Raw genomic sequence first — 13,385 nt, 5'->3', positions numbered from 1 at the left:
GGTGCGCGGTGAGCCGGCGGCAGGTGCCCCGACCGGGGGGTCCCGGCCGGTGGGGGCCGGACGGCGACGACGGCGGGTGCACCGTCCTGCACGTGGACATGGACGCCTTCTACGCCTCGGTGGAGCTGCTGCGCCGCCCCGACCTGGTGGGCACGCCCGTCATCGTCGGCGGCGGCACGCGGGGGGTGGTGCTGTCGGCCACCTACGAGGCGCGCCGGTACGGCGTGCACGCCGCCATGCCGATGAGCCGCGCCCGCCGGCTGTGCCCGGCGGCCACGGTGCTCCCGCCGCACCCGGAGGACTACGCCCGCACCTCCGCCGGGGTGATGGAGGTGTTCCGCTCGGTCACCCCCCTCGTCGAGCCGCTCAGCCTGGACGAGGCCTTCCTCGACGTCGCGGGAGCGGTCCGCCGCCTCGGCAGCCCGGCACGCATCGGCCGGGTGCTGCGCGACCGCATCGCCGACGAGCAGGGGATCACCTGCTCGGTGGGGGTGGCCTCGACGAAGTCCGTGGCCAAGCTCGCCTCGGGCGCGGCCAAGCCGGACGGCCTGCTCGTCGTGCCGCACGCGCAGACGGTGGCGTTCCTGCACGCCCTGCCCGTCGCGGCCCTGCGGGGCGTGGGGGAGCGCACCGAGGAGTCGCTGGCCCGGCTGGGGCTGCGCACCGTCGCCGACATCGCGCACACCCCGCTCACCACGCTGGTGCGCGCCCTGGGGGAGGCCACCGGCCGGCACCTGCACGCCCTGGCGTGGGGGCGCGACGAGCGTCCCGTCGTCGCCGCCGCCCCCGAGCGCAGCATCGGCGCGGAGGAGACGTTCGCCCGCGACGTCGACGACCCGCGGGTGGTCCACCGGGAGCTGCTGCGGCTGGCCGAGCGGACGGCGGCGCGGGCCCGGGCGGCCGGGCTGGCGGGGCGCACCGTGGTGCTGAAGGTCCGCTTCGCGGACTTCACGACGATCACCCGCTCGCGGACCCTGCGCGAGCGCACCGACGTGACCCGCCTCGTCCACGCCACCGCCCGCGACCTCTTCGACGGTCTGGGGCTGCAGCGGGCGCGGGTGCGCCTGGTCGGGGTCCGCCTGGAAGGGCTGGCCGACGCCGCGGGCCAGCCCCACCAGCTGGCGCTGGGCGAGCGGGAGCGGGGGTGGCGCGAGGCGGACGGCGCGGTGGACCGGGCCGGCGCCCGCTTCGGCGCCGGCAGTGTGAGACCGGCCACGCTGCTGCCGGGGCGCCGACCGGAGCCGGGGCCCCGGACCGGCCGCTGACCTGCGGCGGAACCAGCAGGCCGGGCCCGGCGTTCGCTCAGGAGCAGGGTGCGACACCCCGTTCGCACCGCAGGACTGCGGTCGGTGGGGGACGATGTGGTAAGTCGAGTTTCGTCCACCGCTCCACGGACATATCCTTGGGCTACAACGTGCGCACGCCAGGAGGTACAGGTGCCGCTCTCGGAACATGAGCAGCGTCTGCTCGAGCAGATGGAACGTGCGCTGTCCGCGGACGATCCCAAGTTCGCCAACGCCATGCGAGGTTCCCGCCACGGACGCGCCGCCAAGCGGCGCCTCCTCGTCGGCATCGCCGCCGTCGTGGTGGGTCTCGTGCTCCTCATCATCGGAGCGAGCACGAGCCAGATCTGGCTGGGGGCGGGCGGCTTCATCGTCATGCTCGCCGGCACGATCTGGGCCTTCTCGCCGGCTCGGGGGACGGGTGCGCCCGCCGGTCAGCCTCCCGCGGGCGCCACGCGCCGGCCACGGCCGGGCAAGCCGCGGCGGGGCGGGACCTTCATGGAACGGCTCGAGCAGCGGTGGGACCGCCGACGCGGTCAGTGGTGAACGGCCGCCCGCCGCTCTGAGGGCGGCGGGCCCACCGACGACGGGACGAGGCGCTGCGGGTGTCCGCAGCGCCTCGTCGCGTCTGCACCCCGGCCCGCGCCGGGCGGGACCGGGGTGCGACGGCGTCCGGTCAGTCCCGGTCCCACCAGTCCAGCCCGCGGCGCACGCCGGCCATCGGCAGCAGCCGGGCCCGCCACCGCGACCAGCGCGGCCGCGTGGCGGCCAGCGCGTCGACGACGACGTCCACCTGGGCGCGCACCAGCCGCCCGGCCTGCCCGGTGCGCTGCGCGAGCACGACGCCCCCGGCCGGCGCCGCCGCCGGGGCGAGCGGCGCGGTCCCCGCGCCGAAGCGGGCGCTCTCGACGGCCGCGCGCACCCGCTGCAGCTCCGCCGCCGCCGCCGGGGGCAGCTCGGCGTACCCGAGCAGGCTCGCCGCCCGCTGCCGGGGGGTCGCCGACGGTGCCCAGCGCACACCGAGGTCGTGCACCCGGTCCTCCAGCTCCGCCCACGCCGCCTCCGCGGAGGAGGCGGCGTCGTGCACCCGTGCCCAGCGGCGCCGGCTGAGCAGCGCCGCCGACACCCACGGGGTGAGCGCGGCGACGACCAGCAGCAGAGCGCCGAGGATCCAGCCCCAGGGCAGGGCCAGGAAGCGGTCCCAGCCGGTGACCGTCTCGGCGTAGCGGGGGTCGGTCTCGGAGGAGGGCGTCGCCGCGGCCGTCGACGTGGGTGCCGCGGCCGACGGGCCGACCGCGGAGGGAGCGGCGCTGCTCGAGGGCGCCGGGGTGTTCAGCGGCGTGCTGGGCACCGAGTACGAGGGCGACTGACCGGTGCGGGTGGCCGGGGTCGGCTCGAAGCGGACCCAGCCGATGCCCTCGAAGTACAGCTCGGGCCAGGCGTGGGCGTCCTGGGCGCTGATCCGCCACCGGCCGTCGGTGCCCTCGTCGCCGGGCAGGAACCCGATCGCCACCCGGGCGGGGATGCCCAGCGAGCGCGACATCACCGCCATGGCGGAGGCGAACTGCACGCAGAAGCCCGACTTCTGCTCCAGGAAGGCGGCGACCGCGTCCGCGCCGCCGTCGTTGGGGGCGGTCGTGGAGTAGGTGAACCCGCCGGTGGAGCGGAAGTAGCGCTGCAGCGCCGCGGCCTTCTCGTAGTCGCTGCCGGCGTCCGCGGTGACCTCGGCCGCCGTCTCGCCCACGACCTGCGGCAGGGCGTCGGGCAGCTCGGTGTAGCGGGAGCGGACCTCGCCGGGGGCCTCGGGCGCCGAGCGCAGCTCCTGCTCGGTGGGGTCCACCTGCAGGTGGGTCACCGCGTACTGCCGGCCCCGGGTGGTCTCGCCGTCGCCGACGACGTTGAGGCTGTCGGACTCGTAGAGCCACTCGCCGCCGATCTCCACGCGCAGCGCCGGGTACGGCAGCGGCAGGTAGGTCTGGTCCAGGCCGCGCACCGAGATCGTCGTGGTGCGCGGCTGCGACTGGTCGCGGACCGCGTCGCCGAGCCCGGGGGCCTGGGGCAGCCCGTCCTGGACCCGCTGGCTGCGCGGGATGTCGGCACCCGTGCTCGGTGCCCACGTCTCCCCGTCGAAGACGTCGGCCGTGACGATCCGCAGCGGCGCCGGGTCCTCCTGGTCGGTCTGGTACGTGATGATCGTGGAGTCCGAGCGCGCCCCGAGGCTCGCCTTGAGGTTGAGGATCGGGTTGATGACGGCGATGGTGTCGCCGGGGCCGGTGTCGATGGTCAGCGACCGCTCGTCCAGGGCGGGGACGGCGGCCGGAACGGCCAGCGCCACCGCGATCGCCACCGCCGCGGTGCCGCCGGCGGTGGCGGCGGCGCTGGAGCGGCTGCGGCCGCCGCGGCGCAGCGCGGCCCGGTCCTCGCGCGCCGGCGAGCGCACCCAGCCGCGGCGGGAGGTGCCGGCCAGCAGCACGAGGTAGGGGACGGCGACGAGTGCGAACGTCACCGCGCCGGAGCCGCCGGGGGCCAGGGCCAGCGGCACCGCCAGCACCCCCAGCAGCGGCAGACCCGCCAGGGCCGGCCGGCGCAGCGTCACGGCGAACAGGTCCACGGCCAGCGCGAGCAGCCCCGAGCCGGCGACCAGCAGCAGGCGCAGACCGCGCAGGTCCACGGCGGGCACGCTGTAGCGGCGCACGACCTGCACGCCGTCGTCGAAGAGCTGGGCCAGGCGCTCGGGCGTCGAGCCCGACGGCAGGACCCCCAGCACGGTGGTGCTGCCGCCGAAGAGCGCGAGCACGACGCCCAGCAGGACGAGCGCCTGCACCAGCACGGCCAGACCGCGCCGGTGGGTGAGCGCGCGCACCAGCAGCCCGGCGCCCGTCACGGCGCAGACCGCCCCCAGGGCGCCGACGAGCCAGCCGGAGGAGACCACCAGCGGGCGCATCGCCAGGACCGCCGCCGCGGAGGCGGCACCCGCCCACAGGGCGGTGCGGGCACTGCGGGTCACGGGACCACCTCCGTCGTCTCCTGCTCTCCTGCGCGCTCTCCCGCGCGCGCTCCTGCGCCCGGTGCGCCGCGGCCCGCCGCACCGGCGCGCCCGCCACCGGCCCGGGCCAGCCGCCCCCACACCTCGCCCACGTCGTCGCCGGCCGCGGCCACGGTCGTGCGCCAGCCGGCGCGGGCCAGCACCAGCCGCGCCCGCTCCAGCCCCTGCTCCTGCGCGGCGGAGCCGGCCGCCTGGCCGCCCCAGGAGGCGGTGCGCTGCAGGACCGCCAGCGCCGGCACCCCGGCGGGGCGCGCACTCAGCAGCGGTGCCACGTCGGCCTCGTCGACCCGGCCCAGCACGACCACCAGCAGCGTGGAGTCCCCGCGCCCGAGCACGGCGGTGGAACGGGCCAGCCCGTCCTCCGCACCCGGTTGCAACCGCGCCAGGGCCCTCAGCAGTCCCCGCGCCGCCGACGGGTCGTCCAGCTCGCGGGGCGGGTCGAAGGTGCCGCTGTGCAGGAGCCGCACGCGGTGGCCGCGCCGGTGCAGGTGCACGGCGGCGGAGGCCGCCGCCGTGACCGCCCACTCCAGCGACGACGCCGCCCCGCGGCCCGCGTGGGCGGGCGCCCGGTCGTCCAGGAGCACGACGACGTCGGGACGGCCGGGGTGCTCGTCGGAGCGGACCATCACCGCGCCGCGCCGCGCCGTGGAGCGCCAGTGCACCCGGCGCAGGTCGTCGCCGACGCGGTACTCGCGGATGGAGACGTCGTCGGGGGAGCCGGTGGCCGCGGCGCCGGTCGAGGACCCCCGCGAGCCGCCGACGTCGCCGAGGACGAGGTCGCGCAGCGGGTGCACCCGCGGCAGCACGTCGACCAGGGCGGTCCCGCCGACGGGGCGCTGCGCGGTCACCAGCCCGAACACGTCGCGGGCCACGAGCACGGCCGGGCCGACGGTGAAGGAGCCGCGCACGTCCGAGCGCACGCTGTGCTCGAGGTCGAGGGTCTCGCCCTCGTGCAGGTGGGGGACGGCCAGGCGCACCGTCCCGCCCAGCACCAGCGGCACCCGGTCCTCCAGGACCACCCGCGCACCCGCCCGGCCTCGACCGCTCACGGTCAGCCGGACGGTGCCGGGGACGCCCGCCTCCACGATCCCCGGTGTCGACCTCGACACGAGGTCGAGGGTCCGGACGGCCCGGGAGGCCGTCCACGCGGCCGCCAGGCACAGCACCGCCAGCAGCACGCCGATGCGCAGGATGTCCTCCTGCCCGAGCAGCGGGGCCGCCACGAGCACGGCGAGCGCGGCGGCCGCGAAGGTCCAGCCGCGCGCCGTGGGCCGCAGCCGCGCCGCCCCGCGCGGGGGCGGCGCGGTCGGCGGGATGCTCACCGCGGCGAGGGCAGCGCGGTCGTGCGCAGCACGTCGGTCACGACGTCCGCGCCGTCGCGGCCGGCCAGCAGCGCGTCGGCGGTGAGCACGAGGCGGTGCGCCACCACGGGCACGGCCAGGGCCTGCACGTCGTCGGGCAGCACGTGGTCGCGGCCCTCCAGCGCGGCGCGGGCGCGGGCGGTGCGCAGCAGGTGCAGCGCAGCCCGCGGGGAGGCCCCCAGGCGCAGGTCGGGGTGCGTGCGGGTGCGCCGGACGAGGTCGACGACGTACTGCTTGAGCGCCTCGGCGGCGTGGACCCCGTGCACGGCCTGCGTGAGCCGGCGCACCTCCTCGGCGTCGACGACCGGGGTCACCGCGTCCAGGGGGCGGGTGGCCCCGTGCTCGCTGAGCATCGTCAGCTCCGCGTCGGCGGACGGGTAGCCCATGGAGATGCGGGCGGTGAAGCGGTCGCGCTGGGCCTCCGGCAGCGGGTAGGTGCCGTCCATCTCCACGGGGTTCTGCGTCGCGAAGACGATGAAGGGGCGCTCCAGCGACCAGCTCGTGCCGTCGACGGTGACCTGCCCCTCCTCCATGCACTCCAGCAGCGCCGACTGCGTCTTGGGGGAGGCGCGGTTGATCTCGTCGCCGATGACGACGTTGGCGAAGACCGCGCCGGGGCGGAACTCGAACTCGCCGCGCTCCTGGTTCCAGACGCTGGAGCCGGTGACGTCGCTGGGCAGCAGGTCGGGGGTGAACTGGATGCGGCGCACGGTGCCGTCGATGGAGCGGGCCAGCGTCTTGGCGAGCATGGTCTTGCCGACCCCCGGCACGTCCTCGACGAGCAGGTGCCCCTCGGCGAAGAGGACCGTGAGCGCCAGGCGCACGGTCTCGTCCTTGCCCTGGATGACGCGCTCGACGGCCGCGGCGAGCGCGTCCGCGGTGCGGCGCAGCCGCTCCAGCGCGGCAGGCAGCTCCTGCAGGTCGAGGGGCGCGGGGTCGCGGGGCTGGCTGCCGGGGGGTGCGCTCGTCGTGGTCACGTGCCCTCGTCTCGTCGGTGGGCGTCGCGGGTGCCGGCGCCGCAGCCGCGCGGACGACCGTCGGGGCGTCCGCGCGACGGGTCCAGTGTGGGCCACGGAGCGCCTCCTGCGCCCGTCCACCCCGGTGGGTGCCCCCTCCTCCACGGGCCCTCCACCGCGACCCCGCGGCGGGCCGCTCCCGGCCCCCGGCGGGGGTGCGGCCCTCCACCGGCCCCCGCGGGGACGCCGGCGGGCCCGCCGGGGGCCGGGAGCGGTGCCGGCCGCGCGGTCGCGGCGCGGGGGCCGGTGGAGGGGCGCGGTGGGGGGCGGCCGGGGTGCGCGGGAGGGGTGCCCGCCGCCCCTCCCCGCCGCTCCACCGTCCTGACCTGCGACGACGCGGCACGCCGGAGATCACTGAGGGTCGATCCGCGTTGACGGTGGAGGAAAGTGGAGTACGGTGGAGCGACCTGGTCCGCAGGGGACCGGGCGGGGACCCGTGTGGGGGTGCGCGGTGTTCCTGGGCACCTACACCCCCCGCCTCGACGACAAGGGGCGGCTGATCCTCCCGGCCAAGTTCCGGGACCAGCTGCTCGACGGCCTGGTGATCACCCGGGGGCAGGAACGCTGCCTCTACCTCTTCCCGATGCAGGAGTTCGAGCGGATGCACGAGGAGCTGCGGCGAGCGCCGCTGACCCGCAAGGAGGCGCGCGACTACCTGCGCGTGTTCCTGTCGGGCGCCTCGGACGAGACGCCGGACAAGCAGGGGCGGATCACGGTGCCGCCCATGCTGCGCAGCTACGCCGGGCTCGACCGCGACGTCGCCGTGATCGGCGCGGGCAGCCGGGTGGAGCTGTGGGACCTGCCGACCTGGGACGCCTACCTGGCCGAGGCGGAGCCGGCCTTCGCCGACCAGCGCGAGGAGGTCCTGCCGGGGATCGTCTGATCCTCCTCCCGGGTCGAGGTCGCGACCCGGGCACCGACCGTCGGCCGAGGCCTCCAGCCGCCCGGAGCCACCGGTCCTGACGCCACTTCCCCGGCGCCAGGGCCGAGGGTGCGGGCGGATGGGGACCCCGGCCGACGGCCGTGCGGGACCGGCCGGTGACGGGCGGGCCGCGGGGAAGCGGGCGCGCGAGCGCCCGGGCAGGTCGCAGGTGAGGGGAGCGGAGTGGTCGACGAGCGCAGCGTGCTCGCCGTCGTCGGCGACCCCGCGGCGGCCACGCCGGACGAGCTCGCCGCGCAGGTGGCCGCGCGCCACGCCTCGGTGATGCTCGAGCGCTGCACCCGGCTGCTGTCGCCCGCGCTGCAGCACCCCGGTGCCGTCGCCGTCGACGCGACGCTGGGCATGGGCGGCCACGCCGCCGAACTGCTGCGGCGCAACCCGCGGGCGCGCCTGGTCGGCGTGGACCGCGACCCGCAGGCCCTGGAGCTCGCCGCCCGCAGGCTGCACGAGTTCTCCGACCGCACCACGTTCGTGCACGCCGTCTCAGACTCCCTGCCCGCCGTCCTGGACGAGCTCGGCCTCGAGCGCGTCGACGCGGTGTTCTTCGACCTGGGCGTCTCCTCGCTGCAGCTCGACGAGGCGGAGCGGGGTTTCTCCTACGCGCGCGACACCGCGCTCGACATGCGCATGGACCCCGGCGCGCCGACGACCGCCGCCGACGTGCTGAACACCCGCTCCCAGTCCGAGCTGGTGCGCATCCTGCGCGAGTACGGCGAGGAGCGCTTCGCCCCGCGCATCGCCTCGGCCATCGTCCGCGAGCGCGCCCGCGAACCCTTCACGACCTCCGCCCGGCTCGTGGACCTGGTGCGCGCCAACGTGCCTGCCGCCACCCGCCGCACCGGGGGAAACCCCGCCAAGCGCACCTTCCAGGCGCTGCGCATCGAGGTGAACGACGAGCTCGGCGTCGTCGAGCGGTCCCTGCCGGCGGCGTTCGAACGGCTCGCCCCCGACGGCCGGCTCGCCGTGCTGACGTTCCACTCGCTCGAGGACCGCATCGCCAAGCGCGTGCTGCGGGAGTTGTCCACCAGTTCCGCGCCACCGGACCTGCCGTTCGTCCCCGCGGGCGCCGGGCCGCGCGCGGAACTGCTCACCCGGGGCGGGGAGGGCGCGGACGAGGCCGAGCTGGCCGAGAATCCGCGGGCGGCCTCGGCGCGCCTGCGAGCGGTCCGCCGGCTGCCCGGGGAGGATTCGTACGGCGCGGGGACCGACGCCTCCCGCGACCGCCCGCACGCGCACCGGAAGAACCCGCGGAGGAACCGGGCAGGCTCCTCGGAGGAGCCGCGCCGGAGAACCCGCACCGACCCCCCGCCCACGAGCATCGAGCCGGACGAGAACGGCACGACCGACGGAAGGACGCCGTGATGAGCCAGCCCCTGATCGCGGCCCGGAACGCTCCGGTCCGCCAGCTCAAGGCGCGCTCGGAGACCGCGGCCGCCCGCCCCGAGCTCCAGGTCGTCACGCCCCCCGCCGTGCGGCGGCTCCGGTTGCCGCTGCCGGTGGCCTGCGTGCTGCTGCTGACCCTGGGCCTGTTCGGCCTGCTCATGACGAACATCGCCATCGCCGGCGACGCCTACGAGATCACCGACCTGCAGGTCGCCTCCCAGCGCCTGGCCGACCAGCAGCAGGCCGCCGCCGAGTCGCTGGCCACGCAGTCCTCGCCCGAGCAGCTGGCCCGCCGCGCCGCCGAGCTCGGCATGGTCCCCGCGCCCGACGCCGTCCACCTGACCGCCGGCGGCGCGGTCGGCACCCCCACGCCCGCCCCCACCCCCACGGCGAGCGCCTCCGCCGCGGACGGGGCGGCCGCGGGGCGCTGACGCGCCCGACGCACCGCACCGAGGTTCGAGAGGTCCGCCCGTGCCCCGTCCGTCCCGCCGTCCCGCCGGTGCCGCCGGCGACCCGCGCCCCGACCGGCGCGTGCGCGCCTTCGTCATCGTCGTGCTGTTCGGCATCAGCCTGCTGGCGGGCCGGCTGGTGCAGCTGCAGGGCGCCGACGCGGCCGTGCTGGCCGAGCGCGCCCTCAAGCAGCGCACGTCCTCCACGACGCTGTACGCGCACCGCGGCGACATCCTCGACGACCGGGGCGTCGTGCTCGCCACCTCGGTCGAGCGGCGCGACGTCATCGCCGACCCGTCCATCGTCAAGACGTTCAACACCCGCACCGACGGCTCGAAGTACGACGACGACCTCGCGCAGGGGCCGGCCGGCGCGGCGGCGAAGCTGGCGCCCGTCCTGGGCATCGACGAGGCGACGCTGACCGCCAAGCTCACCGGCGACAACCAGTACGCCGTCGTCGCGGTGGGCATCACGCCCGAGGTGTGGCAGCAGGTCGCCGACGCCGGCGTCAGCGGCATCACCGCGCGGCGCACCACCCAGCGCATCTACCCCGCCGGCGCGGCCGCCTCCACCCTCGTCGGCGTCCTGGGCACGAGCGGGGAGGAGGACGGCAAGACCGTCGACCGCCCGCTGTCGGGACTGGAGTACGCCGAGAACGAGCTGCTCACCGGCACCGACGGGTCGATGCGCTACGAGCGCAGCCTGGGCGGCCAGGAGATCCCGCTGGGGGACAAGGAGACCGTGGAACCGGTCGACGGCACCTCCCTGCACCTGACCATCGACTCCGACCTGCAGTGGAAGGCCGAGAGCGCGATCGCTGCCAAGGTCGCCGAGACCGGGGCGCGCTCCGGGACGGTCGTGGTCATGGACAAGCAGCAGCGGCTGCTGGCGATGGCGAGCGCTCCGAGCATCGACCCGGCGAACCTCACGAACCTGCGCAACGAGGAGCTCAACAACACCGCGCTCACCGAGAGCTTCGAGCCGGGCTCCACGGCGAAGGTCGTCACGCTGGCGGCCGCGCTGGAGGAGGGCACCTCCACGGCCTCCTCGCAGTTCGTCGTGCCCTGGGAGCTGCGCCGCTCGGACAAGACCTTCCACGACTCCCACGAGCACCCGGTCGAGAAGCTCACCCTCGCCGGGATCATGGCCCAGTCGAGCAACACCGGCACCATCCAGGCCGGTGAGGAGATGGACTCGCGGACGCTGTACGACTACCAGCGCGCCTTCGGGTTCGGGAAGCGCACGACCCTGGACTTCCCCGGCGAGACCGGCGGCATCCTGGCCGACCCCGAGGACCACTCGGGGACCCAGCGCTTCACGGTGATGTTCGGGCAGGGCCTGTCGGTCAACGCCGTGCAGGCGGCCTCGGTGTTCGCCACCGTCGCCAACGACGGGGTCCGGGTCGAACCCACCCTCGTCGCGGGCACCTCGGACCCGAACGGCAACACCACCGCCAGCCCGCCCGGCGCGAGCACCCGCGTGGTGAGCGCGTCGACGGCGAAGACGTTGCGGGACATGATGCAGGCGGTCGTCAGCGAGGAGGGCACCGCCGCCGCGGCCGAGATCCCCGGCTACCTCGTGGCGGGCAAGACCGGCACGGCGAACCGCTACGACTCCGAGTGCGGCTGCTACTCCGGCTACACCGCCTCCTTCATCGGGATGGCCCCGGCCGACGACCCCGAACTCGTCGTCGCCGTGATCCTGCAGGACCCGAAGACGAACTACTACGGCGGTGCGGCGGCCGGGCCGGTGTTCAAGGACGTCATGACCTACGCGCTGCAGCAGCGCGGCGTGGCGCCCTCCACCACCGCCCCGGCGAACCTGCCGCTGACGTGGGGCGAGGACGCGTCCGCCGCGGCGGAGGTCCCCGGGGGTGCGGCCGGTGACACCTCCGCCGGCTGACGCGCGGGCGGGAACCCCCTCGGCGGCAACCCCCTCGGCGGCAACACGCGCACCCGGCGGGCCGGGACGCCGCCCCCGGGCGGGTAACCTCCCACCGTGCCGATGACCGACGGCCCCGGCGCCGGCAGCGCCGCTGGGCCCCTGACCCTGGTGGACATCGCGCACCTGCTCGGCGTCGCCCCGACGCTGCCGGCGGGTTCCGCCGCGGTGCCCGTCACCGGCGCGACGCTGGACTCCCGCCGCGTGCAGCCGGGCGACCTGTACGCCGCGCTGCCCGGCGCGAACGTCCACGGCGCCCGCTTCGTCGCGCAGGCCGCGGCGGCCGGTGCCGTCGCCGTGCTCACCGACCCCGCCGGCCGCGACCTCGTCACCGCCGGCAGCGACGACCCGGCCGCCCGGCCGCTCCCGCTGCTGGTCGTCGACGACCCGCGGGCGGTGCTCGGCGACCTGGCCGCGCGGGTGCACGGCCTCCCCGGGCGGCGGCTGACGACCGTCGGCGTCACCGGCACCAACGGCAAGACGACGACGGCGTACCTCGTGGAGTCGCTGCTGCGCGCCGCCGGCTGGCCGACGGGGCTGCTGGGCACCGTCGAGACCCGCATCGCCGGCGAGCGCGTGAGCAGCGTGCGCACCACGCCCGAGGCGCCGGACCTGCACGCCCTGCTGGCCCGGATGGTGGCCGCGGGCGTGCGCGGCGTCGCGCTGGAGGTCTCCAGCCACGCCCTGGCCCAGCACCGCGTCGACGGCCTCGTGGTCGACGTCGCGGTCTTCACCAACCTCAGCCAGGACCACCTGGACTTCCACGGCTCGATGGCCGAGTACTTCGCCGCCAAGGCGCGCCTGTTCACCCCGGCGCACGCCCGCCGCGGCGTGGTCTGGACCGACCCGGCCGACCCGGAGGGCTGGGGGGCGCGGATGGCCGAGCGGGCCGAGGTCCCCGTCGTGACCGTCGGGCCCGCCGGTGCGAGCCCCGCACCGGACTGGGTGGTGCGCGAGGTGCGCCCCGAGCGCGCCCGCAGCACCTTCCGCCTCAGCGGCCCGGGCGCCGAGCTGGCGCTGACCTCCCCGCTGCCGGGGGAGTTCAACGTCGCCAACACGGCGCTGGCGGCGGTCGCGGCGCTGCTGCTGGGGGTGCCCGCCGAGGTCGTCGAGCGCGGCAGCGCGCAGGCCGAGGGCGTGCCCGGGCGCATGCAGGCGGTCGGCACGGGAGCTCCCGGCGAACCGCTCGTCGTCGTCGACTACGCCCACACCCCCGACGCCCTGGACCGGGTGCTGCGCACGCTGCGCACGGCCACCCCCGGCCGGCTCGTCGCGGTCGTCGGCGCCGGCGGGGACCGCGACCGCGGCAAGCGCCCGCTCATGGGCGCGGCCGCGGCGGCGCTGGCCGACGTGCTCGTCGTCACCGACGACAACCCGCGCTCGGAGCCGCCGGCGCAGGTGCGCGCCGCCGTCCTGGCCGGCGCCCGCGGCGGGCGGGCCGAGGTGCTCGAGGTCGCCGACCGCGCGAGCGCCGTGGAGGTGGCCCTCGCGCGGTGCGCGGGCGCCGACGACACCCTGCTGCTGGCGGGCAAGGGCCACGAGGGCGGGCAGGAGGTCGCCGGCGTCGTCACGCCGTTCGACGACCGCCTGGTGGCGGCCGAGGCGCTGCGCCGCAGGGCGCGGGGACCCGCGCACGGCGGCCGCGCCCCGGCGGGCACGCAGGACCACGCCCCGGAACACCCCCGGGGACACGCGCAGGAACAGGTGGAGAGCGCGGCACCGGCCGCGCGAGGAGGTAGGTCGTGATCGCGCTGACCGCGGCGGAGGTGGCGGAGCTGGCCGGTGGCCGGCTCGTCGCCGGAGCCGCGTCGACCCTCGTGGACGGACCGGTGGTCGTCGACTCCCGGCTGGCCGCACCGGGCTCGCTGTTCGTCGGGGGGGGGGGGGGGGGGGGCGCGGGGGCCGCGCCGCCGCCGCGGCCCCCCCGCAGCCCGCCCCGCCGCCCGGGACGGGGGCGCGGCGCCG

At 77.1% G+C, this 13,385-nt stretch carries 10 protein-coding genes and 1 pseudogene; 8 read left to right on the top strand and 3 right to left on the bottom strand.

Features of this window, described 5'->3' with window-relative positions:
* Positions 1-8: 8 nt before the first annotated feature.
* Positions 9-1,265 carry a DNA polymerase IV gene (dinB, locus tag ACRYM2_RS13485; protein ID WP_432522900.1) on the top strand — a complete coding sequence of 419 codons (1,257 nt, stop codon included), beginning with the start codon at positions 9-11 and terminating at the stop codon, positions 1,263-1,265.
* A 171-nt stretch (positions 1,266-1,436) separates the two neighbouring features.
* Entirely contained in the window at positions 1,437-1,829 is a 393-nt protein-coding gene (locus ACRYM2_RS13480; protein ID WP_432522899.1) for an SCO2097 family morphological protein, read from the top strand.
* Positions 1,830-1,959: 130 nt separating this feature from the next.
* Here the strand turns inward: ACRYM2_RS13480 and ACRYM2_RS13475 are convergent, their stop codons facing one another.
* From ACRYM2_RS13475 to ACRYM2_RS13465, 3 genes are read right to left on the bottom strand one after another with little or no spacing between them, the layout of a single operon-like run.
* Positions 1,960-4,290, bottom strand: coding sequence for a transglutaminase TgpA family protein (locus ACRYM2_RS13475; RefSeq protein ID WP_432522898.1), 2,331 nt, complete (start codon positions 4,288-4,290; stop codon positions 1,960-1,962).
* The gene (locus ACRYM2_RS13470) at positions 4,287-5,651 is read right to left on the bottom strand and encodes a DUF58 domain-containing protein (RefSeq protein ID WP_432522897.1); all 1,365 of its coding nucleotides are present in this window, start codon (positions 5,649-5,651) and stop codon (positions 4,287-4,289) included. The genes ACRYM2_RS13475 and ACRYM2_RS13470 overlap by 4 nt, the downstream gene beginning before the upstream one ends.
* Complete coding sequence (locus ACRYM2_RS13465; protein WP_432522896.1) at positions 5,648-6,667, bottom strand: AAA family ATPase; 1,020 nt, start codon at positions 6,665-6,667, stop codon at positions 5,648-5,650. Before ACRYM2_RS13465 ends, ACRYM2_RS13470 begins: the two co-directional genes overlap by 4 nt.
* Positions 6,668-7,157: 490 nt before the next feature.
* On the opposite strand from ACRYM2_RS13465, the gene mraZ reads away from it, so the two are divergent.
* From mraZ to ACRYM2_RS13435, 6 genes and pseudogenes are all read left to right on the top strand, one after another.
* The gene (mraZ, locus tag ACRYM2_RS13460) at positions 7,158-7,589 is read left to right on the top strand and encodes a division/cell wall cluster transcriptional repressor MraZ (protein WP_432522895.1); all 432 of its coding nucleotides are present in this window, start codon (positions 7,158-7,160) and stop codon (positions 7,587-7,589) included.
* Positions 7,590-7,886: 297 nt separating this feature from the next.
* Positions 7,887-9,008, top strand: coding sequence for a 16S rRNA (cytosine(1402)-N(4))-methyltransferase RsmH (gene rsmH, locus ACRYM2_RS13455; RefSeq protein WP_432522922.1), 1,122 nt, complete (start codon positions 7,887-7,889; stop codon positions 9,006-9,008).
* Positions 9,008-9,460: a cell division protein FtsL gene (ftsL, locus tag ACRYM2_RS13450; protein ID WP_432522894.1), complete on the top strand. Its 453-nt coding sequence runs from the start codon at positions 9,008-9,010 to the stop codon at positions 9,458-9,460. The genes rsmH and ftsL overlap by 1 nt, the downstream gene beginning before the upstream one ends.
* A 40-nt stretch (positions 9,461-9,500) precedes the next feature.
* Positions 9,501-11,381, top strand: coding sequence for a peptidoglycan D,D-transpeptidase FtsI family protein (locus ACRYM2_RS13445; RefSeq protein ID WP_432522893.1), 1,881 nt, complete (start codon positions 9,501-9,503; stop codon positions 11,379-11,381).
* Between the two features lie 102 nt (positions 11,382-11,483).
* Positions 11,484-13,166 (top strand): UDP-N-acetylmuramoyl-L-alanyl-D-glutamate--2,6-diaminopimelate ligase, encoded by a 1,683-nt coding sequence (locus tag ACRYM2_RS13440; protein ID WP_432522921.1) that lies wholly within the window; start codon positions 11,484-11,486, stop codon positions 13,164-13,166.
* Positions 13,163-13,385, top strand: a pseudogene (locus ACRYM2_RS13435) (hypothetical protein); the annotation flags it as partial. The gene ACRYM2_RS13440 and the pseudogene ACRYM2_RS13435, both read left to right, overlap by 4 nt.

The organism is Kineococcus aridisoli (assembly GCF_050871885.1).
Lineage (GTDB): Bacteria > Actinomycetota > Actinomycetes > Actinomycetales > Kineococcaceae > Kineococcus.
This window is presented reverse-complemented; position numbering and strand designations above follow the sequence as displayed.